The 23426-nt window shown below is 64.5% G+C and carries 16 protein-coding genes; 2 read left to right on the plus strand and 14 right to left on the minus strand.

From position 1 onward, the window contains the following. Positions 1–363 precede the first annotated feature (363 nt). The 8 genes from JFX23_RS02630 to JFX23_RS02665 form a co-directional block, all read right to left on the minus strand. Positions 364–2094: an ABC-ATPase domain-containing protein gene (locus JFX23_RS02630; RefSeq protein WP_198775596.1), complete on the minus strand. Its 1731-nt coding sequence runs from the start codon at positions 2092–2094 to the stop codon at positions 364–366. A gap of 127 nt (positions 2095–2221) precedes the next feature. After that, entirely contained in the window at positions 2222–2908 is a 687-nt protein-coding gene (locus JFX23_RS02635; RefSeq protein ID WP_198775597.1) for a hypothetical protein, read from the minus strand. Between the two features lie 618 nt (positions 2909–3526). Then, entirely contained in the window at positions 3527–7075 is a 3549-nt protein-coding gene (locus JFX23_RS02640) for a proline dehydrogenase family protein (RefSeq protein ID WP_198775598.1), read from the minus strand. 199 nt (positions 7076–7274) lie between these two features. Then, positions 7275–8780, minus strand: coding sequence for a sodium/proline symporter PutP (gene putP, locus JFX23_RS02645; RefSeq protein WP_198775599.1), 1506 nt, complete (start codon positions 8778–8780; stop codon positions 7275–7277). 449 nt (positions 8781–9229) lie between these two features. Next, positions 9230–11386 carry a class 1b ribonucleoside-diphosphate reductase subunit alpha gene (gene nrdE, locus JFX23_RS02650; protein WP_198775600.1) on the minus strand — a complete coding sequence of 719 codons (2157 nt, stop codon included), beginning with the start codon at positions 11384–11386 and terminating at the stop codon, positions 9230–9232. Beyond that, positions 11356–11772 (minus strand): class Ib ribonucleoside-diphosphate reductase assembly flavoprotein NrdI, encoded by a 417-nt coding sequence (gene nrdI / locus JFX23_RS02655; protein WP_198775601.1) that lies wholly within the window; start codon positions 11770–11772, stop codon positions 11356–11358. The genes nrdE and nrdI overlap by 31 nt, the downstream gene beginning before the upstream one ends. 372 nt (positions 11773–12144) lie before the next feature. Next, complete coding sequence (nrdH, locus tag JFX23_RS02660; protein WP_040313590.1) at positions 12145–12408, minus strand: glutaredoxin-like protein NrdH; 264 nt, start codon at positions 12406–12408, stop codon at positions 12145–12147. A gap of 756 nt (positions 12409–13164) precedes the next feature. Then, entirely contained in the window at positions 13165–14997 is a 1833-nt protein-coding gene (locus JFX23_RS02665; RefSeq protein ID WP_416153016.1) for an L-serine ammonia-lyase, iron-sulfur-dependent, subunit alpha, read from the minus strand. A gap of 131 nt (positions 14998–15128) precedes the next feature. On the opposite strand from JFX23_RS02665, the gene mtnN reads away from it, so the two are divergent. Together mtnN and JFX23_RS02675 are read left to right on the plus strand one after the other, a co-directional pair. Further along, on the plus strand, positions 15129–15881 hold the full coding sequence (gene mtnN, locus JFX23_RS02670; RefSeq protein WP_005962967.1) for a 5'-methylthioadenosine/S-adenosylhomocysteine nucleosidase: 753 nt from the start codon (positions 15129–15131) through the stop codon (positions 15879–15881). 84 nt (positions 15882–15965) lie between these two features. Beyond that, positions 15966–16454 (plus strand): low molecular weight protein-tyrosine-phosphatase, encoded by a 489-nt coding sequence (locus tag JFX23_RS02675; protein WP_198775679.1) that lies wholly within the window; start codon positions 15966–15968, stop codon positions 16452–16454. A 102-nt stretch (positions 16455–16556) separates the two neighbouring features. Here JFX23_RS02675 and JFX23_RS02680 read toward each other — a convergent pair whose 3' ends face one another. The 6 genes from JFX23_RS02680 to JFX23_RS02705 form a co-directional block, all read right to left on the minus strand. After that, positions 16557–17915 (minus strand): MFS transporter, encoded by a 1359-nt coding sequence (locus tag JFX23_RS02680; protein ID WP_005962973.1) that lies wholly within the window; start codon positions 17913–17915, stop codon positions 16557–16559. A gap of 187 nt (positions 17916–18102) precedes the next feature. After that, positions 18103–19488 (minus strand): MFS transporter, encoded by a 1386-nt coding sequence (locus tag JFX23_RS02685; RefSeq protein ID WP_198775603.1) that lies wholly within the window; start codon positions 19486–19488, stop codon positions 18103–18105. 371 nt (positions 19489–19859) lie between these two features. Further along, entirely contained in the window at positions 19860–20642 is a 783-nt protein-coding gene (locus JFX23_RS02690; RefSeq protein WP_005962981.1) for a nucleoside/nucleotide kinase family protein, read from the minus strand. Positions 20643–20652: 10 nt separating this feature from the next. Beyond that, positions 20653–21204 (minus strand): phosphoribosyltransferase, encoded by a 552-nt coding sequence (locus JFX23_RS02695; protein ID WP_416153017.1) that lies wholly within the window; start codon positions 21202–21204, stop codon positions 20653–20655. 65 nt (positions 21205–21269) lie between these two features. Further along, positions 21270–22421, minus strand: coding sequence for a 6-phosphofructokinase (locus JFX23_RS02700; RefSeq protein WP_198775604.1), 1152 nt, complete (start codon positions 22419–22421; stop codon positions 21270–21272). A gap of 165 nt (positions 22422–22586) precedes the next feature. After that, positions 22587–23303: a nitroreductase family protein gene (locus tag JFX23_RS02705; protein WP_198775605.1), complete on the minus strand. Its 717-nt coding sequence runs from the start codon at positions 23301–23303 to the stop codon at positions 22587–22589. Positions 23304–23426 lie beyond the last annotated feature (123 nt).

Here is a 23426-nt window from a genome sequence, read left to right on the forward strand (position 1 = left end):
GGAGTTCGGGTGCCTGCGCTCCCGGGTGCGAGGCCTTGCGTAGTGGGGAAAAGAGGCGTGTGGTGCCTTCGCAGTTGTCGCAGATGGTGGGCCCTTGTGTGCGGGGAAAGACCACGACCACGACCGGATAGCGGAACGCCCCGGGGGGTGGGCCGTTGTGTGCGGGGAAAGACCGGGAATCCCGTATCGGATTGCGCTTCCCGGGGTGTGAGGCCCCGTGCGCCTCGTACTCCCCGTGCGGATTGCCCACCTTCGTTCTCCCCATGCAGATGCCCCCGCCCCTCGTGCCGCAGTCGCAAGCCACTATACGTCGCCCACAGGCATGCAATCTTTCGCAGGCGATGTTCTCTCAGCTGATCTCCCCTATTGAATTCGCAGCCCCCGGTAGCGGTTGAGTGCGGCGCCAATGTCGACCATGCGCGGACGTGCGAGGAACGCGGGATAGGCGCGCGCCCCGGCCTTCGTCACCGTGTCCAGCCCCTCGGAATCCAAGCGCCGCTGGAAACGTTTGAGCAGATCAGGCAATGCCACCTGAGAGTTCGCGAGTTCTTCGAGGATCGTGCGCATCGCCCAGGCGATCGCCTCGGTCTGCCCCGGATCAACGATCTGCTCGAGGTCAAAGAGGGAGACACTGCGACGGTCGAGAATGATCTCGTCAAGACCCGAGGACTTCGTCTTGGGGCGCTCCGTGTTCGGGCGCTGACGGATCAGGACACGATGAGTGGGCATCGTGAAGGCGTCCTCGTCATCAAGGCGGCGTGGCATCGCAGCCACGACCTCTCGGGCGCGTTCACTCACGTCGAGACACCGGTAGGAATCGAGCATGAGGACCCTGTCAGCCACATCGAGATAATCACCCGAGCCGCCCATGACCATGATGGTGGACACTCCCGATGTGGCGAGCGCCCCGATCCTGTCGACCAGCGGCGTGATCGGCTCCTTCTCAGCGGCAACGAGAGTGCGCATACGCTCATCGCGAATAAGAAGATTCGTTGCGGAAGTGTCCTCATCAATGAGGAGCAAAGGCGAGCCGAGCTCCACTGCCTCCATGATCGCGGCCGCCTGCGAGGTCGAGCCGGAGGCATTTTCAGTGGAGAAGACGCGGGTGTCGGCGCCGGTCGGCAGATGCGTGATGAAGGCAGAGACATCAACCGCAGTGACCGCACGGCCATCGGCGGCCCGGACCTTCATCGCATCCGGAGTTGTGGCAACGAGTTCACGCCCATCGCCGGGGATGTGCGCGTAGACGCCGCGTTGCAGGGCGGACAGAAGTGTCGACTTGCCGTGATAGCCGCCGCCGACGATGAGCGTGACCCCCGGTTCGATCGCCATGCCGGTGATCTCGCCCGCATGGGGCAAGGTGACGGCGCAGCGCAAGGACTCGGGTGATTCGAAGGGGACTGCATCTTCCATGGGGGACTGCGAGACCCCAGATCGCCTCGCCAGGATTGATCCCTCGGCCACGAAAGCCACCCAGTTCTTCTCCACGAGAATGTCTTGCAAGGCCCGGTAGTCCTCGTACACGGCAATGTGCGTGAGAAGCGCGGAGCGTTTCGTAGTGGTCGCCTCGTCTTCGGAGATGAAATCGAAGGCATCCATCACGATGTTCGGGACATCGACATCGAAAATGCGGGCAGCTTCACGCCCCAAGATTGAGCGGCCGCGCGCGGGCAGCTGCACTTGGAAACGGATCTCGACGCGGTCAGGCATGACCGTGACACTTGAACGCTGCAAGATCTCCTGTCCGGGGCGGGCGATGCGGACCGCTCCACCGCGGGCGCGCTCGGCGATGGCGGAATCGAAGGCTCGTGCAAGAAAATCGGCGGTCGCCAGCCGGGAGCGCCCATCACTTAAGGCCTCTTCAGGTAGGCCCATTGTCTTTGGAACTGTGATCGCGCGGATCGCCGAGGGCGGGGCGTAAGGATCGGACTGGACACGATCGATCGAGAGTTGGAAATCGCCGTAATCCCAATCCCCGATCACTGACTTGTAGGAGCCGTAGGGTCGCGAGTCCATGCGGCGAAGATCGGCGAGAAGATCGGCATCTGAACCGGATCGGCGGCGGAACTGATCAGAATCGTGGCGAGGCGTCATGCATTCAGCGTAGCGGTGCCCCCGAGCGCGAAAGCTCAGGGGCACCAGGCTTGTGGCTGAATCCTCCCGCTTCGGATGAGAAACGGGAGGATTCAGTGTGATTCTGCGTGGAGCGCGGAGCGCAGGCTCAGTAGCCCGAGGCGCCCGCTGCGATGCCGAACATGATCACTCCGATGAAGAAGAGGATGCTGAGGGCAACAACAATGATCCAAATCCACGTTCCAACAAGACCGAGGATTCGGCCGATCTTTGCATTCGAAACGTAATCCTCAGGGATTCCGTTTGCCGCAGCCTCCTTGATGATGGAGTTGCCCCAGATCCATGCGGGAATCGATCCGAGCAGACCGATCATGACAAGACCGAGAATGCCTAGGATCAGGCAGACCATCGAGTTCGAACGCAGGCGCTCGGCAAGAGCCTGCGAAGAAGTGGAGTACTGGCCTTCCATGGGCTGAGCGTAAGAAGGCTGAGCCGTAGCAGGCTGCCCGTAGGCGGGCTGGCCGTAGGGAGCCTGCGGGGCGCTTTGTCCTGCGGGCGTTTGACCGTATGTCGGCTGCGAGTAGGGGGCCTGCCCATAGGGGGTTGAACCCTGCGGGTATTGGGCGGGCTGTGCGGGCTGGGTCCACGCCTGCGAGTCGCTCATCGCAGCCGGTTCACTGTTCGGCATGACCGGAGTGCTGTCAATGGGCATCGGGGTCATCGGCTGTGATGCAGCGGCGAGGGTGGGATCCTGCGGGAAACCATTGGCCTCGTCGTTGTTCGCGGGAACGGGAGTCGGAGTTGACATGATGCGCCTTTCAAATTCGACTGTCATCCCGATCGTAGGGGGTGAGAGGGTGAAAGCGACAGGAGGGATCACCCTGATTCGTCCCGGATCAGGCTTTCAGCGGGTGTTACAAGGCACTTGAAGTGATGAAGATCATAGTTGAGTGGGGGTGGGGAGGAGATTCTGTGTCCGCTCTTCTCCGATCGTGCTTTCGTCGGCTTCTCATGGCCGTGACCCGTGTTGAAGGCACGCTTCAGGGTAAGGGGCTGTCCCTGGAGGCGGGGCGTTCGCTGCTCAGATCAGCGACGTGCAGGCCGCAGCGGAGGGCCGCCCCCGGATGCGGCGGGGACGTTCGTGGCCCCTCCTCGGCACGTCGCTCGCCCCCAAGACCACTGACTGGACATGAGGGCGTTTCAGTGAAGCTCCCTTCGCTGCCTCTCGCGCGATCCCCGCTCCCCAAGACCAAAGCCCTGCCCTTCACAACCGAAGTCCCGTCCTCGTCAATGAACGAGGACGGGACCAGGAGCTGAGCCAGAGGCGTGAGATCGGCTGGAGTGGGGCCCTAAGCTCGGCTCGGCAGAGAGCTTGACCTAAGTGGGGTCGTAGGTTCGGCTGGGCCGAGAAGCGGGAGCTCAGGAGGAACTCGCCGACTCTCGACCCCGGAACTCAGTCGACGAGCACCTGGGCGCTCAATGGCGTCCGATTGCCGAAGCGGTGGTTGGTGATGGAGATCGCCTGCTCATGCACGAAGGGAAGGATCTCAATACGACCCGCGCCGGTAATGGGGCCGTCCCAGATCGCAATGTCGATCGACCCCTTGAGGGCGGTGCGCAGAGCATCGCCATCCTCTGCGATGAGACGAATCCTCTCGTCGAGGCCGACGCCTTCACGCTGGAAATTCGAAGCGAAAGACGCGGAATCCTCAATCGAATGCTCGACACTGTAGCGGTCGAGGAAGGAATCAAGTTCCGAAGGAATCGGACGCGCCGTCGAAAGATGGAGCGACATCGGCATGTGCCCGCCCCCGGAGAAGAGCCTCTCGAAACCGAGCGCATCCTGCGCCCGGATGTGCCCGAGAGCAAGACCGGCTGAAAGGACACGCAAGATGTCCTCGAGCTTAGCGGTGGCGCCCGCCCGGATCGTCACCGGGAGGGGCACGTAGCGCAGGATGTTCCTCTCCGCGGGAACCTGTGAAGGATCGTGGAGGACATCGAACTCAGTGGCTGCGGCCAAAGAATCCGAAGCGATCGCCTGATCGAGCCGGGCGGCGGCCTCCTCATCGAGGAGTCGGTGTCCAAGTGCGGCGAGCTCCGTGAGCTGCGGCTTCCTCACCATGCCAGAGCCCTGAGCCGAGGCCGGGGCTGCGACGGGGGCCGGAGTGAAGTCGCCGAAACCGAAGAGGTAGTTCGGGCCGCCCGCCTTCGCGCCCTCGCCGACGACCGAACGCTTCCACCCTCCGAAGGGCTGACGCTGCACGATGGCACCGGTGATCCCACGGTTCACGTAGACATTGCCAGCCTGAATACCGTTGAGCCACAGATTGATCTCATCGGGATCAAGAGAGTGCAGACCGGCGGTCAGACCATAATCGGTGGCGTTTTGCGCCTCAATCGCCTCCTCTAGGGTGTTGACGCGCATAATGCCGAGGATCGGACCGAAGTATTCGACGAGGTGGTACTCGCTGCCGGGTTCAACACCGGAACGGACCCCCGGGCTCCACAGGCGGTTCGTCTCATCGAGGCGACGCGGGGTGATCTCCCACTTCTGCCCGGGCTCCAGGGTCGTCAGACCCCGCAGGAGCTTCCCAGTGGGTTCAGCTGCGAGAGGACCCATCTGGGCGCTGAGATCATCGGCCCAAGCGACCTTCAAAGAACGCACGGCGTCGAGCAGCTGATCGTGCACCCGCTTGGAGAAGCCGACGCTTCCCACGAGGATCACATAGGAAGCGGCCGAGCACTTCTGCCCCGCATGACCGAATGCGGAGTTCACGACGTCCTTTACCGCGAGGTCGAGGTCGGCTGAAGGTGTGATGACGATGGCGTTCTTGCCGGAGGTCTCCGCCATGATCCGCATCTTCGGATCCCACGAGCGGAAGAGTTCGGCGGTTTCGGCGCCTCCGGTGAGGACGACCCTTTCGACCGCCTCATGAGTGAGGAGGGCCTTGCCGAGTTCGTTCTCGCCGACATCGACGAGGGCGAGCACCTCTTTGGGCACTCCGGCCGCCCAGAGGCATTCCGCGACGAGCGCGCCGCAGCGCTTCGCCTGGGGTGCGGGCTTGAGGATGACGGCCGATCCGGCGGCGAGGGCAGCCAGAACTCCGCCCGCGGGGATCGCGAGGGGGAAGTTCCACGGCGGAGTGACGAGCGTGAGGGAAACCGGATGGAAGTGCGCTCCATTGAGCGTGTCGAGGTCGAGTGCGGATTGCGCGTAGTAGTGCGCGAAGTCGCATGCTTCGGAGACTTCAACATCGGCCTGTTCGAGGGACTTGCCGAGTTCGGAGCCTGCGACCTCGATGAGGTCTGCGCGCCGACGGGCGAGTTCAACGCCCGCGCGGTGCAGGATCTCCGAACGTTCGGCGGCGGGCTTGGCGCCCCATGCGGCGCCCGCCTCGGCGCTTGCCTTGACGAGGGAGTCGAGGACAGCGGCATCATCAATGAAAGCTGCCGTGATCGTGTCAACGCCAAGAGTTGAGGAGGGGATCCTTTGCGCGATCTCGCGCGCCCAGGACAGGTTCGCGGGCAGGGCCGGATCGGAGTCGGGGGTGTTCGTGAAGGTCCAGGCCCCCTCGCTTTCCTTGAGTGAGGCGGCAAGATCTTCGGGGGTTTCACTCAGACGGTTCTGGGTGCGGGTCGGGCCGACGCGGGACTCTCCCTCGGCGTTCATCTGCTCGACAGCTGCGAGGAAGCGGGAACGCTCCTTCTCGAAGGCGGCCGGGTTGGTGCCGATCTCGAAGATCGACGCCATGAAGTTCTCATCAGCGGAGTTCTCCTCGAGGCGGCGCACGAGGTAGGCGATTGCGACGTCGTACTCCTCGGGATGGACGACGGGAACGTAGAGGAGGAGGTTGCCGACCTCTTCACGCACAGCGGCCGCCTGCTGGGTGGCCATGCCGGAGAGCATCTCGATCTCAACTTCGGAGGTGACTGCGCGCTCCTTCGCGAGCTCCCACGCGGCGGCAACGGTGAAGAGGTTATGACCGGCGACGCCGATCTGCACATTCGCGGTCCGTTCGGGGTGCATTGCCCAATCGAGGATACGAATGTAGTTCGCGTCCGTCGCCTGCTTGGATTCCCAGGTCGTCAGGCTCCACCCGCGCACTTGCGAATCGACGCGCTCCATTGCAAGGTTCGCGCCTTTCACGACTCGGACCTTGATGGGGGCTCCACCTCGGGCCCTACGAGCCGCCGCCCATTCTTGAAGGTCCTGCATTGCGCTGAGAGTGTCGGGCAGGTAGGCCTGCAAAACAATGCCGGCACGTAGACCCAGGCACTCTTCGCGGTCGAGGATCTTCTTGAAGACGTCGATCGTGATGTGCAGGTCGCGGTACTCCTCCATATCGAGGTTGATGAACTTGCCCCCGGCTTTCGCCGCGTACTGGTAGAGGGGGAGGAGCTGGGAGACGGCGTGGTCGACGACCTGCTCGTATCCCCAGGGATTGTGGGGGCCGGTGACGGCGGAGACTTTGAGGGAGACGTAGTCGACGTCGGGGCGTTCGAGCAGTCGGCGGGTGTCGTCGAGGCGTTTGCGCGCCTCCTTCTCGCCGAGGACGGCCTCGCCGAGGAGGTTCATGTTGAGGCGGGCGCCCTGGGCGCGCAGGCGCTCGATCGCTGGGCCGAGTTTTTCGTCGGTGACGTCAACGACGAGGTCGCCGACGAGACGAGCGAAAACCTTACGGGCGGCGGGCACTGCGAGGCCCGGGAGGAGACGACCGGCTTTCCCGCCGATCAGTGCGGGGGTGCGCAGGTACCAGGGGAGGAACTTCGGGTTCTTGTCGCCCAATTCGCCGAGGTGTCGTGCGGCGACGTCCTGGTCCTCCGGGCGGATGACGCCGTCGACGAAGGACACGGTGTAGTTGAGGCCGTCCTCATCGTCGAGGACGCCTGCGAGGAGTTTCGCTGCCGGGTCGATCGGGTAGTCCGTTGAGGCGCTCGCCCAACGGCGTGCGGTCTCGAGGGCGCGATCGACGATCGTATGGAAATCGGTGTTGGCGGTCATGGGGCGCTGTTCCTTCTATGCGATGAGCGGTGGAGAGACGAGGGGGAGGGGACGATCCGAGAACCGGGGCGTCGGGCGGGGACGGGGAGTGCGGGTCCCTCAGCTGTGGGGCGGTGGAGTTTTCGAGCGGCTCGGCGGGGGCCTTCGAGCCTCGGGCAGCTCAGCAAAGCTGGGGCTTTTCTCCCCACGAGCTGGGAGTTCAAATTCCCCGTGTGGCGGCGATGACCTGATCCATTTCTTCTTGAATTTCAGCATTGGGACGGTAGCTCGCCTGAGAAACGAGGATGGCCGCGAGGAGGCTGAGGAGGAAACCGGGAAGGATTTCATAAAGATCGAAGATCCCGCCGGGCCCGCCGGAGATATTGCCCCAGATGCCGACGACGAGGGCACCGGTGATCATTCCGGCGATTGCGCCCTTCGCGGTGAGTTTCCTCCAGTAGAGGGACAGGAGCACGATCGGCCCGAAGGAGGCTCCGAATCCTGCCCATGCGAAGGCGACGAGGCCGAGGATTGTGTCCGATCTGGGCCAGGCGAGAGCGGCCGCGATGAGTGAGACGCTTCCGACTGCGAGGCGTCCGGCGAGTACGCCATCGGCTCCGGACAGTTCCCTCTTCGTGAAGGCGCGGTAGATGTCCTCGACAAGGGCGGAGGAAGTGACGAGGAGCTGACTGGAGATGGTCGACATGATCGCCGCGAGGATCGCAGCGAGCATGAAACCGGCGATGAGTGGGTGGAAGAGCATCTGACCGAGGGCGATGAACACACCTTCGGGGTTGGCGAGCTCACCTGTGTCATGCTGGTAAACGGCGACGCCGACGAGGGCGGTGAGGCCCGCGCCGAGGGTGGAGAGAACCATCCAGCCGATGCCGATTCTGCGTCCCTGCTTCGCTTCCGCGACGCTGCGCAGGGCCATGAAGCGGACGATGATGTGGGGTTGGCCGAAGTAGCCCAGTCCCCAGGCGAGGGCGGAGACGATTCCGAGGATCGCGGCCCATGAGAGCGCACCATTGCCGTGGGTGAAGGACAGGATTGTTGGGTCGACGCTGTTGACCTGCTCGATGAGTGCGCCAAAGCCTCCGACGTGGGTGATGCCCACGATCGGCACTGCGACGAGGGCGATGAGCATGATGAGGCCTTGGACGACGTCGGTCCAGGAGACGGCGAGGAAGCCTCCGACGAGCGTGTACAAGACGGTGACGGCTGCGACGATCACCATTCCGAGGTGGTAGTTCATGCCGAAGGAGGATTCGAAGAAGGAGCCGCCTGCGACCATGCCCGAGGAGACGTAGAAGGTGAAGAAGATCGTGATGACGATGCCCGCGATGATGCGAACGCTTTTCGAGGTGTCGCGCAGGCGTTCTCCGAGGAAGGAAGGAATCGTGATGGAGTCGCTCGCGATTTGCGAGTAGGCGCGCAGTCTTGGTGCGGTGAACTTCCAATTGAGCCAGGCGCCGATGGTGAGGCCGATGGCGATCCAGCTTTCGAGGAGGCCAGTCGCGTAGAGTGCGCCGGGAAGGCCCATGAGGAGCCATCCCGACATGTCGGCGGCGCCGGCGGAGAGGGCGGCGACGGCGGGTCCGAGTCCGCGTCCGCCGAGCATGTAGTCGTCGAGGTTCTTGGTTCGGTTGTAGGCGAGGAGGCCGATCATCACCATTGCAACGAGGTAGATGATCATTGCGATCGCTTGGAATGTCGCTGTGCTCATAGGTCGTCCTTCCTCGGAGCATCCATAGGGGTGTGAGTCCAGTTCGCGCCTTTGTGAACTGAATGCCTGTGCTGGTGCCGGTGGGCTGGGCTTGATTCGCGGCAGTCTTTAGGAACGGCGACAGCCTAACACTTGGGACCTAAGTCACGCACTAGTTTTCCGCAAAGTGAGGGAATCTCAGGAGAAGAGACGAACAGAAGAGCTTCTCAGGCTGTTGACAGGTGAGTTCGTCACGCGAACTCGGCTCAAATCGCGCACTCCACCGCATGTGGGTCGAAGGTCTTAAAGCATGCCCGTTTCAAAGCTCAGCAGATTGAGGCACTCTGCAACAGCGCGACTCCGTCCTCGTCAATGAACGAGGACGGAGCCAGGGGAGGCATCCCGTGCTGGCCTCTTGGGGTGCTCGCCAATGGTGAGAGCAGAGCAGCGCCAGAGGAGCGGAGGGCGGGTCAGAGCATGCAGGACACGCAGCCCTGAACCTCGGTGCCTTCGAGGGCCATCTGGCGCAGGCGCATGTAGTAGAGCGTCTTAATGCCCTTGCGCCACGCATAGATATAGGACTTGTTGATGTCGCGCGTCGTCACAGTGTCCGGGTAGAACAAGGTGAGGGACAGGCCTTGGTCGACGTGCTGCGTTGCAACCGCGTAGGTGTCGATGATCTTCTCGGGGCCGACCTCGTAGGCGTCGACGTAGTAGTCGAGGTTCTCATTCGTCATGAAGGGCGCCGGATAGTAGACACGACCGATCTTGCCCTCTTTGCGGATCTCGATCTTGGAGACGATCGGGTGGATCGAGGAGGTCGAGTTATTGATGTACGAGATCGAACCGGTCGGCGGGATCGCCTGGAGGTTCTGGTTGTACATGCCGTAGCGCTTGACCTCGGCGGCGAGGGCGCGCCAGTCCTCGGGGGTGGGCACGTGGATCGTCGACTTGGCGAGGAGGGCCTTGCAGGTCTCGGTCTTCGGCGTCCAATCACCGTTGATGTACTTCTCGAAGTACTCGCCGGAAGCATACTTCGAGTCGGCGAAGCCTTCGAAGGATTCGCCGCGCTCCTTCGCGATGAGGCAGGAGGCCTTGATCGCCTCATAGGCGACGGTGAGGAAGTACATGTTCGTGAAGTCGAGGGCTTCCTTGGAGCCGTACATGACGTGCTCGCGGGCGAGGTAGCCGTGGAGGTTCATCGCGCCCAAGCCGATCGCGTGGCTCATCGCATTGCCTCGGGCGATCGAAGGGGCCGACTGGATGTTCGAAAGATCAGAGACGGCGGTGAGCCCCCGGATTGCAGTCTCAATGGTCTTCGAGAAGTCCGGGGAGTCCATGGCTTTCGCAATGTTGAGAGAGCCGAGGTTGCAGGAGATGTCCTTGCCGACGTGACTGAAAGACAGGTCGTCGTTGTAGGTCGAGGCCTCGGAGACCTGGAGGATCTCCGAGCACAGGTTCGACATTGTGATCCGGCCCTTGATCGGGTTCGCCGTGTTCACCGTGTCTTCGAAGACGATGTACGGATAGCCGGATTCGAATTGGATTTCCGCAAGAGTCTGGAAGAAACGGCGGGCGTTGATCTTCTTCTTGTGAATGCGACCATCGTCAACCATTTCACGGTACTTCTCGGTCACGGAGATCTCCGAGAAGGGCACCCCGTAGACCCTCTCCACGTCATAGGGGCTGAAGAGGTACATGTCCTCGTTGTCTTTGGCGAGTTGGAAGGTGATGTCGGGGATGACGACGCCGAGGGAGAGGGTCTTGATGCGGATTTTCTCGTCGGCGTTCTCCCTCTTCGTATCGAGGAAGCTGAGGATGTCAGGGTGGTGCGCATGCAGGTACACGGCACCCGCTCCCTGGCGCGCGCCGAGCTGATTCGCATAGGAGAAGGAATCTTCGAGGAGCTTCATTACGGGCACGACGCCGCTGGATTGGTTCTGGATCTTCTTGATCGGTGCCCCGGCCTCGCGCAGATTCGTCAAGGACAGTGCCACGCCGCCGCCGCGCTTGGACAGTTGCAGGGCGGAGTTGATGCCGCGCGCGATCGACTCCATATTGTCCTCGATGCGCAAAAGGAAACAGGAGACGAGCTCGCCTCGGGCTTTCTTCCCGGCGTTGAGGAAGGTCGGGGTGGCGGGCTGGAAGCGCCCCGTCATCATCTCGTCAACAAGGTTCTGGGCGAGGTCGAGGTCTCCTCGTGCGAGGTAGAGGGCGACCATGGAGACGCGGTCCTCGAAGCGTTCGAGGTAGCGCTTCCCGTCGAAGGTCTTGAGCGTGTACGACGTGTAGTACTTGAAGGCGCCGAGGAAGGTCGGGAAGCGGAACTTGTGGGCGTAGGCGCGTTTGAACAGCGCCTTGATATCCGCGAAGTCGTATTGGGCGAGGACTTCGGCCTCGTAGTAGCCCTCCCTCACGAGGTAGTCGAGTTTTTCCTCGAGGTCGTGGAAGAACACCGTGTTCTGATTGACGTGCTGGAGGAAGTACTGGCGTGCGGCCTTGCGGTCGGCCTCGAACTGGATGTGCCCGTTCTCGTCGTAGAGGTTCAGCTGAGCGTTGAGGGCGTGGTAGTCGAGCTCAGGGTCGAGGATTTCCTCTACTCCTGTGTCGGTGAGATTCTCTGCCAAAATTCTTTCAGTCCTTTACGAACTCGGGAGACATCCTCGGCGGTTCCGAGGAGTTCGAACTTGTACATGTGGGGGACACCCAGTTTTGCCGCGACGATATCGCCCGCAAGACAGTATGCGGTGCCGAAATTCGTGTTGCCCGATGAGATGACGCCCACACAGTGGGAGCGGTTTTCTGGGTTGTTGAGGAAGGCGATCACCTGTTTGGGGACTGCGCCACCGAGATTGCCTCCCCCGTAGGTGGGGACGATGAGCACATACGGCTCTGTGACCTGCAGTGGTCCCTCGCTTTTGCGCAGGGGGATGCGATCCGCGTCGAAGCCGAGTTTTTCAACGAAACGGTGGGTGTTGTTCGTCGCGGAGGAAAAGTAGACGAGCTTCACCACGGGGACTCCTTGGGGATCTGAGGGGGCCTGAGCTTTTGGCGTGGAAGCAAAAAGAAGAGACGCGCAGGGGCAAAATGCTCTCAACGGTGGCGCAGTCCGGGCCGAGCCTGAAGCGCGGGGCGCCTGGGCTGCGGGGTCCGGGTGGTCGTAATCTGAGGCGCTTCGAGTTTCCCGCAAGCCTGAGGGTTTCGGATAATGCGACTCGGGTGCACCCACGCGACTCGGGGTGTCACTCGTTTCGCGCCTCGGCGTGCGGAGGGGAGTGGCTCGGTGCATCACAGCCCGGGTGGGCTCTTCAGATTCGAGGGGAGAGTGAAGAGCCGGATGCTTCTCGTCCCGGTCCGCTGAGCAGACCGGGACGAGAAACAGTGATCAGGCTTGGCCGACTGCGAGAGATGCGGAGTCGAGGTGGGCCGCGACGGCGGCCTTGATACGGTCGGGGCGGAAGCCCGACCAGTGCGAGTCGCCGGCGACGACGACCGGAGCCTGCTGGTAGCCGAGGCCCTTGATGTACTCGAGGGCGTCAATGTCCTCGGTCACGTCAATGCTGCGATAGTCGATGCCCTGTTTGTTGAGGATACGGTAGGTTGCGTCGCACTGCGGGCAACGGGGCTTCGAGTAGACGGTGATCGTCATCGGTATCTCCTCTAGGGCTATGAGACGGGGCTGGCAAGCCACGAATCGGTGGTGTTCGTCGTTTTGCGGAAGGTCGCTGTGAAGTTGTCTCAACACTACACCTTGTGGCACTTCGTCTCCACGAACACAAGATGTTGTGTTCCTTGCTTCTGCGTATTCTCTTGTGGATACTGCGCCCCAGATCTGTAGGAAGGGTGTTGATGGGGGTGTGGATTCTTCCCCTCATCCTCGCTGCAAGCACGGGCATCTGCGTTCTGATGCTCCACGGAAGGGGCTCAATTCTGCGGAAAATAACATGCGTGTGATTCTTCGTCAGAGTATCCACAGGTGTGGAGGATTGCTACGCACAACAGTGGAAAAGCCTGTGGATAACTGTGGATGTGGATCTGTGGAGACAACAGAAAAATCCTCGACGAACTCGGCGTGTCTCCTTCCCGGATACACGATCCCGATCTGAACTCGACACCTGGAAGCGGAACTCACTATCCCTCAGATCGGGGGCGCCGCGCTTGGTCCCCAGACCTCGAGCAGCCCGTCACCTCATCCGCTCGAGTGCCGAAGCCTTACCTGACCCCCAGACCCAGGGGTAGAGCCCGACATGAAACGGAGGGCGGCACCTCCCCTGCGCCTGACCCCCAGACCCAGGGCAGAGGCCCCATGTGAGATCCACGATGCGGGTGCAATAGCACTTCCCGACGCGCGTTGAAGGGCCCGTGTCTTGTTCAGACCCTCATCCGTGTGGAACAGGTGCTCTGTTCAGCACTCGACGACGTTGACGGCCAGCCCGCCCTCGGAAGTCTCCTTGTACTTCGAGAGCATGTCGTTACCGGTCTGGCGCATCGTCTCAATGACAACGTCGAGGGACACCATATGCCGCCCATCGCTCCACAGGGCCATGCGGGCGGCATTAATAGCCTTGACCGCGGCAATCGCATTGCGTTCAATGCAGGGGATCTGCACGAGTCCCGCAACCGGGTCACAGGTCAGCCCTAAAGAGTGTTCCATGGCGATCTCCGCCGCGTTCTCCACCTGCTCAGGCGTGCCCCCCAGGGCCTGCGCCAAGCCCGCTGCCGCCATCGCTGAAGCCGAGCCCACCTCTCCTTGACATCCGACTTCTGCGCCCGCGATCGAGGCATTCGTTTTAATGAGCGCACCGATCGCGGTTGCCGCCAGGAGGAACTCGTGGACCGCGTGGCGCCTGCGGAGCGCGGCCTGTGAGAGAAGAGAGGAGGAGTCCTCCTGTTCCTCGCGAATCGGATGCACGCCGATCCTCATGTGCTTCAGGGGAGCGCTCGCCCGTCCGAGTCCACTCGGAGCCGAGGGCGTGCCCCTGTCCGCCCCGGCCTCGCGACAGTAGAGGACGAGGTAGCCAAGGACTGCTGGGATCACTCTTGCCGCCCCATTCGTCGGCGCTGTGACAACGCGGTGGCCCGCGGCATTTTCCTCATTCACTGCGAGCGCGAAAAGGGTCACCCAGTCCATTGCTCGCATCGGATCTTCGGGGGCGCACACCCAAGGGGAGGACGAGGCGGTCACGCCCTCGCTGGAAGATGTGCCTTCGAAGAGCCTTGTGGCGAGGCCCTGAGCTCGGCGCGGCACATCCAATCCGCCGGGCAGGATTCCGCTCGTAGAAGTCCCGGCGTCCACGCACTCGAACATCGTGTTGGCGATGAGATCGAGATAGTCGTCGAGTTCCTTGCGTGGGCGCACCGCCTCTTCGTTTCGGCGCACGAGTTCGGCGACCGAAAAGCCCGAGGCTTCGCAGGCTGCAAGAAGCTCTGCTCCAGTGGTGAAGGGGTGGGGTGCGGGCACATCCATATTGAGAGCCGCTTGCCCTGCGGCCAAGGACTCGACCCCGAGCGGGTCCTCGGTAGTGTGGACCATGACGAAACCGCCGCCCACCGAGTAGTAGGTGCGCTTGAGAATGATCTGCTCTTCGCGCTCCGCGCTCGGGTGGAGGCCGTGAAGCTCCGAGTTCGAGGGGACAGCGTCTTCACCTTCTCCACCTGAAGAGTGCTCCTCGCCTCGCGTGCAGGTTCCCTTCCTCCTCCAGGCCGTGAGGGTGAGGGCATTGACGTGGTAGGGCAGGCGGGTACGAGGAATGAATCGGATGTCGCTCGCAATATCGAAGGGGATGGTGCCACCTCCTGACAGGGGCAGGCGTGCGGTGGCGGCAATAGTGGGAAGGAGGGACTCGACCTCGTTGATGCTCACGCTTTCGGGCGCGTATCCGGCCAGGCCGAGCAGGACCGCGCGGTCGGTGCTGTGCCCGCGCCCCGTCGCCCCGAGCGAGCCGAACAAGTCGATGGCGATGCGAGCGGGGGCGCGATCGGGATCGGCGGCGGTGTCGAGGTCGGCGAGTTCCACGGCGAAGGCGCGCCCGGCCCGCATCGGGCCGACCGTGTGCGAGGACGACGGGCCGATGCCGATGCGGAACATGTCGAACAGGGAGAGCGGGTGGGCGGCGTCCTCGGCCGCGACCTCGCCGGACACGAGAGCCGCGGGCGTGGCGCGCCCGGCGTCGAAGCGCTCGAAGGAGGCGTCCGCCTCGAGTGCCGGGCTGTCGGCGGGGGTCATCCGTTCATCCATGCCGACCATTGTCCGTCCTCATGAGGGTCTGCGTGTCTCTATCGCGAGGCAGTGCCCCCTCCGAAACCCGTCCTCTTTCTCCGTGAAACCCGTCCGAGGGCGAATGCGGCGCGGCCCGTAGACTTGGAGACATGACCGAACCCCTTCGCCTGCCCGAACGCGTGCCCGTCGACGCCGTCATCCAATGCGCCATGGACATGGAGGCCGCACCCGTCCTCGCCGCCCTCGACCCCGCCGACGCCGACGCTCCCCAACGCATCGAGGTCGGTCACGAGGGCGGGGCCGTCCGCTCCTTCACGCTCGGGACGCTCGCCGGGCGCCGCGTGCTCGTCGCAGTGTCCGGCATCGGCCTGGCGAACTCCGCCGCCGCGACCGCCCGCGCCCTCGCCCTCGTCGACGCGCCCATCGTCATCGCCGCCGGAACCACCGGGGGGCTCGCCCGAGACATCGAAGTCGGGCAGGTCGCCGCCGGAACCTCCACGATCTACGGCGCCGCCGACGCCACCGCCTTCGGATACGCGATGGGCCAGATCCCGCAGATGCCGGTCGACTACAGGTCGTCGGACGAAACCGCCGCGCGGGTGCGCGCCCTCGCCGACTCCTTCGACGCGCCGGTGCGGATCGGGCGCGTCGTATCCGTCGACTCCTTCGTCACCGCGCCCATCGCCGACCCGGTCCGCGCGAAGTTCCCCGACGCCATCGGCGCCGACATGGAGACCTGCGCGATGGCGCAAATCGCCTGGTCGTGCGGTGTCGACTGGGTGAGTCTGCGGGCCGTGTCCGACCTGTGCGGGCCGAGCGCCGACCAGGACTTCCACATGGATTCCGAGGCCGCCGCAGAGATCAGCGCCCGCGCGGTCGCCGCCTACCTCGCCCTCGCCTGACCCTCGAACCACGCACAAGTTGATGCTCGAACCACGCACATCTTGTCCGCCCCGCCCGTCCTTCAACGCCAAGGAGCCCCGAACATGACCCGAGTCCTCATGGTCTGCACCGGCAACATCTGCCGATCCACCATGGCCCACCAGGTGCTCGCCGAAGCCGTCGAGGCGGCGGGCCTGGACGCGCAGATCCACGTCGATTCGGCCGGGGTGTCCGACGAGGAACGGGGCAATCCCATCGACCGGCGGGCCGCTCGGGTCCTGCGCGAGAACGGGCACGACGTCCCGGACCATTGCGCGCGCCAAGTCGGCCTGCACGAGCTCGGCGAGTGGGACCTCATTCTCGCGATGACCGGGCACCACCTGGCGGCGCTCAATCGCCTCCGCGACCGGGCCGGACTGCGCGGACAGGATCGCCCGGACATCCGGCTCTTCCGCGACTTCGACCCGCAGGCCCGGCCCGGCGACATGGACCTGCCCGACCCCTGGTACGGCGACTACTCCGACTTCGTCGAGACCCTCGAGGTCATCGAGCGCACGACCCCCGCAGTGCTCGAGCATCTTCGCGGGCTCTGAGGAGCGCAAGGGCTCTGAAAGGCGTCGCCCGAGGCCGAGCTCGACGGACGCGCGCGAGCGGATGTGCGTGGTTCGAGCCTCAACTTGTGCGTGGTTCGAGGGTCAGACGAGGGCGGAGGCCTTCGTCTCGCGCAGCAGCAGGCCCGAGGCCATCGCGAGGGCGAAGGCGCCGGCGAAGACCGTGAACACGCCGGCCGTCGACATGTGCTGGAGCAGCACCGGCACGGACAGCGGCGCGGCGATCGACGCCAGGCGCCCGAAGCCGGCCGCCCACCCCGAGCCCGTCGCGCGAATCCCGGTCGGGTAGACCTCCGGGGTGACCGCGTAAACCGCGCCCCACGCGCCGAGCGCGAAGAACGACAGGACGCATCCGGCCGCGATGATGCCCGCCGGGCTCGACACCATGGAGAACCAGAACGCGCCGACGCCCGCTCCGGCGAGGAACGCCACGAGGGTTGCGCGTCGGCCCCACTTCTCGATGAGCCACGCGGCCACCAAATACCCCGGGATCTGCGCGAGCGTGATGATGAGCGTATACCCGAAGGACTTGGGCAGGTCGATGCCGGACTTCACGAGCAGGCCGGGCAGCCAGATGAACGCGCCGTAGTAGGCGAAGTTGAGGAAGAACCACACGCCCCACAGGCCGATCGTCCGGGCGAGGAACACCGGGTGGAAGAGGGCCGCCACGCCCCGGTTCGCGGCCGCGATCTCGCGTTCGGCCTGGGCGCGGGCCGAGGGCGCAGCAGAGCCGGAATCGGCGTCCGAAGCGGCGGGGGTCGACCCCCACAGGGGCGTGCCCGCCTCGAACTGGGCGACGGCGGCTTCGGCCTCGTCCTCGCGACCCTTGCGTTGGAGGAAGCGGACGGATTCGGGGATGGAGCGGCGCACGTAGATCGCGTAGAGCGCGGGGATCGCGCCCAGGCCGAGCGCCCAGCGCCAGCCGCCCGCGGCCGGGACGATGAAGTAGCCGATGAGGGCGGCGAGCAGCCAGCCGAGCGCCCAGAACGCCTCGAGCAGGACGATGATGCGCCCGCGGATCGCGGCGGGCGCGAACTCGGAGACGAGGGTCGAGGCGACGGGGAGCTCGGACCCCAGGCCCAGCCCGACGATGAAGCGGAACACGAGGAGGACGCCGAGCGACGCGCAGAACGCTGACGCGCCCGTGGCCAGGCCGAAGACCAGCAGGGACAGGGCGAAGACTTGCTTACGCCCGAGCTTGTCGGCGATGAGGCCGCCGAGGGTCGCGCCGACGGCCATGCCCGCCATGCCGATAGACGCGATGAGGCCGGACTGGCCGGGGGTGAGGCTCCATTCCTTCGCGAGCGCCGCGATGACGAAGGAGATGAGTCCGACGTCCATGGCGTCCAGGGCCCAGCCGATGCCGGAGCCGATAACGAGTTTGCGGTGGGCGGTGTTGAAGGGGAGATGGTCGAGGCGTTGGTTGCGCGTCGCAGTAGCCATATGACCAACCCTAGACCATCTCCGATGGGCGGATGTGCACGCGTCCGCGGGGGACGAGGTCGATCGCCTCCAGCCTCGGGCGCCTTTCCGCTTCAGGCCGGGCCTGGGAGATCGTCGGCGGTAAATCGTGCAGGTCGAGGGCGCATCCGTGCGGACCCGGCGCGTTCCGTCATACGGTCGGATGGGCTTAGCGTGCGCCGTCGCTATCGGCCGAGCCCCGCCCGCCCTCGTCGCCCGCCGAAGCACCTCCGCCGCTCAGGGACAGGACGTAACGGCCGGGCGCCGCCGCGAACGCTGCGACGGTGAAGACGAACGCGGCGAGGCCGGTGGCGATGAAGATCCACTCGATCGGCACGCGGTCGGCGAGCGGGCCGAGCACCGTCATTCCGGCGGGCATGGCGAGCACGGCGACGATGCTCATCAGCGAGGACACGCGGCCCATGAACTCCGGTTCGACGGTGGTCGCCACGAGCGTCATGACCGGCGCGGAGAAGAAAGGGATGGCGATGGCGACGACGACCATGATGGCGAACATCGTGTACAGACCGATCGTCCTGCCGAGCAGCGGGGTCAGGCCGAACGCTGCGCCGAGGAGCCCGAAACTCAGACACGAGACCATGAGCATCCGCCCTTGATGCCACTTCGCCGGGAGGATCGCCACGAGGATGCCGCCGATCCCCATGCCTGCGGAGAAGGCGACTTCGATTCCCGTCAGCGCCCAGACTTCGGGGGTGAAGGAGCGGGTGATGAATAGGGGGTCGAGGAAGGTCGGTGCGACGACGAGCAGGTAGATGACGGTGAACAGGACGAGCAGCCAGGCGACGACGCGGTGCGAGCGGACGTAGCGGATGCCGGCCGCGAAGTCCTGGACGAAGGACGCGCCCTCGGCCGCGCCGGAACGAATGGTCGCCACCGGGATGGTGAGGACGATCGCGACGCCGACGAAGGCGGTCACAACGTCGATCCAGAAGGTCGGCACGAGGCCGCCCCACGCGTACACGGCGCCCGCGACGATCGGGGAGAGCAGCATCATCGCCGAGGTCACGGTCTGGTTGATGCCGTTGACGCGCATGAGGTGCGCCGCGGGCGTGAGCTGAGGGAGGAGCGCCGAGACCGCGGGCTGTTGGAACCCCTGGCCGACGGAGCGGACGGCGACGGCGACGAGGATGAGGGCGAGCGATGCGCGCCCCAGGGACATCGACACGGCCAAACCGAGGGTGACGAGGGCGATGAGGGTATCGGACACGGCGATGACGGTGCGCCGGTTCGTACGGTCGGCGAGGGTTCCGCCCGCCAGGGACACGATGGCCTGGGGGACGAACGCGACGAGGGCGTACAGGCCCATGACCCACCCCTGCTTGAGGGTGAGGGTGAGGTGCCACATGATCGCGTACTGAACGATGTTGGACCCGAACAGGGAGATCGTCTGGGCGGTGAGGAAGAGGGCGACGCGGCGCTTCCACCCGGGGTCGGGCTCGACAGGCTCGGTGGTGGCGGTTGGCGCCGACATGACGCTGGGCGCGACCGTGCTCGGTTCGTCGGGCCCGAGGGCGGGGCGGGGATCGTCGCTCACGGCGCAACACTAGCAACGGGTGCGGGCGGCGGCTCGGCGAGGGAGGGCCCGCCTGGTCATTGTGGCGAGGGCGGCCCCGCTCTCGTCCTCGATCCATGCCTCCGCCGCGCCCTCATGGCGAGTGGGCCCGTCCCTGGTCCTCCTCTCACCGCGCATGGATGGAGGGGTTGACGAAAAGTGGAGGGGATATAACCCCTCCACAACTCGTCAACCCCTCCTTTCACGGGGGCGCGGCGCAGGACGAGGTGGCCAACGGCGTTCCTCGTCCCCCACAGGTGCGATGCACGGTGGTTCGCTCCACGAGACCCGGTTCAGTGCACCAACGGGGGATCATCACAGGGGCCATGCCCAACTTGTGCGTGGTTCGAGGGTCAGAGGTCGGCGGAGACGATCGCGTCGGCGCGGCCTCGGCACTCGTTGACGAGGGCGATGTTCGGCGCATCCACCGTGCGCACCCAATGCGCGGCCTCGGCGGTCTCGCGCCCGAAGGCCTCATGGCGGGCGATGAGCCGACGGTAGACGAGCTCCTCGGCGGTATCGACGTGGACGAGGAAGTCGATGCGCTCGCGCGCCTCGCGCCAGCCCGGTGCATCGAGCCCCAGGTAATTGCCCTCCGTGATGACGACGCCCCGGGCGGGCAACAGGATCGACGCAGCCACGGGTTCATGCAGGTCGCGCCGGTAATCGGGGGCCAGCACCTCGCGGTCGCCCGCCTGGACGCGCGCCAGCAGCGCCGCGTACCCCCACACGTCGAAAGTGTCGGGAGCGCCCTTACGATCATGACGATCCAGCTCGTCGAGGACGGCGTTCGACAGGTGGAACCCGTCCATCGGCGCGATCCCCGCGACCTCGACCTCGGCCGCGCCCTCGAGGATCTCCGCGACGAGCTGAGCGACCGTCGTCTTACCGGTGCCGGGCGGGCCGGTGATCCCCAGGACCCGGATCTCCTCGCCGCAGGCGAGGCGGTGCAGAACGAGGTCGGCGATCTGCTGGGCGACGTTCAACGACGCGAGCGCCCGCTCGCCGCTGTGAGCTCGCGGCGCCTCGACCTCGGCCCCATCCGCCCCGGCCGCCTCGCCGAACGCGCCCTCGCGCACCGAATCGCCCTCGTCATCGGCGGACGAGAACGAATCGAACTCGGGCGCGGGCGTCATCGCGAACGCCTCACGCGGTGATGGTCGGCAGCGTCGACCAGGGGAAGTTGATCCACTTGTCAGTGTGGCGCCACACGTAGTCGGGTTCGATGATTGACACGGGCTTCTTGTAGATGACCGCGCAGCGCGCATCAACCTTCACCTGGGTCTCTCCGTCGAGGGAGAGACCGTGCTCCTTCACGAGGTCCATGACCATCTTCAAGGTCTTGCCCGAATCCGCGACGTCGTCGACGATGAGGACCCGCTTGCCGTTCATCGCGGACACATCCATGAGCGGGGGGAGAAGCTGAGGCTCTTCGAGGGTCTGGCCGACCCCGGTGTAGAACTCGACGTTCATCGTGCCGCAGGCCTTGACATCCATCGCGTAGGAGACCGCGCCGGCGGGGATGAGACCGCCTCGGGCGATCGCGACGATCAGATCCGGGATCCACCCGGAGGTGATGATCTGCTCGGTGAGCTCACGCGATGCCTCACCGAAAAGCTCCCACGTGAGGATCTCGCGCTCCGGCGCGTCGCTGGCATCTTTGCTGGACTCGAGGCTCATCTTCAGCTGATCGGTCATGTCGCTCCTGTGGATTGAAATCTGCGAAAGTCCCATCGGACCGGAGGGCCCGCATAGGCAATAGCCTAGTCCCCGAGCCCAGTGCCGACGTGACGCGCCGCATCGATCCAGGGGTGGTCGAGGGGAACCATCTTCACCCGGCCCGCGACCTCTTCAAGGGGTACGGGCACAGCCTTTTGAGCCTGCGAGGCGACAGTGAAACCGAACTCGCCCCGAGCAACAAGATCGGCCCCCGCCCCTCCGAGAAGAGTCCCCAGGAGACGATCCTGCGCATCGGGAGTCCCGCCTCGTTGCACATAGCCCAGGATGGTGACGCGCGATTCAAGGCCAGTCGCCGCCTCGAGCTTCTCAGCGAGGGCGTAGGCGTTGCCCCGGTGGGAGGCGAGGACGGAGGCGCGGTGTTTCTTCGCGGCAGCCTTGCCCTCAGGGGTGTCCGCCTGCTTGATGAGGGATTCTGCGGCGGCAAGTTCAGCTGCTGCTGACACGTCGCGGGCGCCCTCGGCGATGGCGATCACGGAAAAGTTCGCGCCGTAGCTGGCGCGCATTTCAATGGATTCAACGACCTTGTCGACGCTGTAGGGGATCTCGGGCAGGAGGATGATGTCGGCGCCGCCCGCGATGCCCGAGCCGAGGGTGAGCCAACCGGCGCGGTGACCCATGATTTCAACGATGATGACGCGGTGGTGGCTGTGCGCCGTGGAATGGAGTCGGTCGATCGCCTCGGTCGCGATCCCGAGCGCGGTGGAGAAGCCGAAACTCGTGTCGGTGTGGGCGATGTCGTTGTCGATGGTCTTGGGCAGGTGGATGACGGGAAGGCCTGCGGCCGCGAGGCGCTGCGCGTTCTTCGCAGTCCCGCCTCCGCCGATGCAGACGAGGGCGTCGAGCCCGTCCTTCTCGCAGTTCTCGACAATGGTGGGCACCATGTTGCGTACTTCGCCGTCCACCATCATCTTGTGGACTTTGTCGCGAGAGGTCCCCAGGATGGTGCCGCCGAGGGTGAGGATCCCCGACAGGGCTTTCGAGTCGAGACTGAGGAATCGGTTCTCCGCGAGTCCTCGGATGCCGTCCTGGAAGCCGATGAGCTCCATCCCGTAGTGGCCGATCGCGGCCTTGCCGAAGCCGCGGATCGCGGCGTTGAGGCCAGGGGAGTCGCCTCCTGCCGTGAGGATGCCGATGCGCTGGGGCTTTTTCGAGGATGGGGCTTTTGACTTCGACATGGCTGCTCCTCAAGGGGGACGTTCAATGAAAAGGGGCTTCCGGGTGATGGACACTTCCCACAGGAGGTCTACGAGGAAAGCCTCATCATTGATTCCGGCGGCGGATCTTGTTCGAACTCCCCTCTCACAGGCGGGTCGTGCGCTGAAGGAGGGGGAGACGAAGCGCTACTTCTTCGAGACGATAAGCCCGATCTTCGGTCTCGGCGCGGCGAAAGAGTTGATGTGCGCATCCGAGGCATAGCCGAGGGCGAAGCCCGTCAACAACTTGTAGTCCTCGGGAACGTCGAATTCGGCGTCCACGGGGCTGCGCCAGAACGACAGGAGGCCCAGCGGGCATGAGTCGACGCCGCGGACCTTCGCTGAGAGGAACAGGGTCTGGAGCATGAGACCAGCATCCATTGCCGCCCAGGGCATGAAGTCCCCTCGCACGAAAACGAAACCGATGATGGGCGCACCGAAGGCCTCGTAGTTGCGGCGACTGAGTGCGTTACGGCGCTCGCGGTCTTCGCGTCCAATGTTGAGATGCCCGTAGAGTTTCTTGCCGAGGTCGACGCTGCGAGCGCGCAACTCATCGGGGTAGGGGCGCCATCCCTCATAGTCCCCATCGGGCAGTCCCTCGGCGGGGCCGTTCGCGTTGGCGTTCTTGTCCTTCGCCATCTGCGCAAGCCATTTCTTCCAGGCCTCGACGTAGGCGCTGCGCAGACGATCCGCCTGTTCGCCGCTGGCCAGGGCGAGCATGTAGGGGCGGGTGTTCGACCAGCTCGGCGCATTGCTCACGTCCTCGAGGATCGAGTCGAGGACATCGGAGGCAATGGGGTCTGGAAGGAAGTCTCGGACCGAGTGACGGGAAGCTGCAAGGCTGGAAAAGGCGGCGGAATCCATGAAATCACTATACGTTCACAAGACTCACTTGTGAGACTGTTCACACAAAGAGGGGGGTTGGAAGGTCTGCATCTTGCTGAGATGTGGAGAGTGAGTGAACGATTGATTTAAAAATGCATATTT

Source organism: Schaalia cardiffensis, from assembly GCF_016405145.1.
In the GTDB taxonomy this organism is placed as follows: domain Bacteria; phylum Actinomycetota; class Actinomycetes; order Actinomycetales; family Actinomycetaceae; genus Pauljensenia; species Pauljensenia cardiffensis.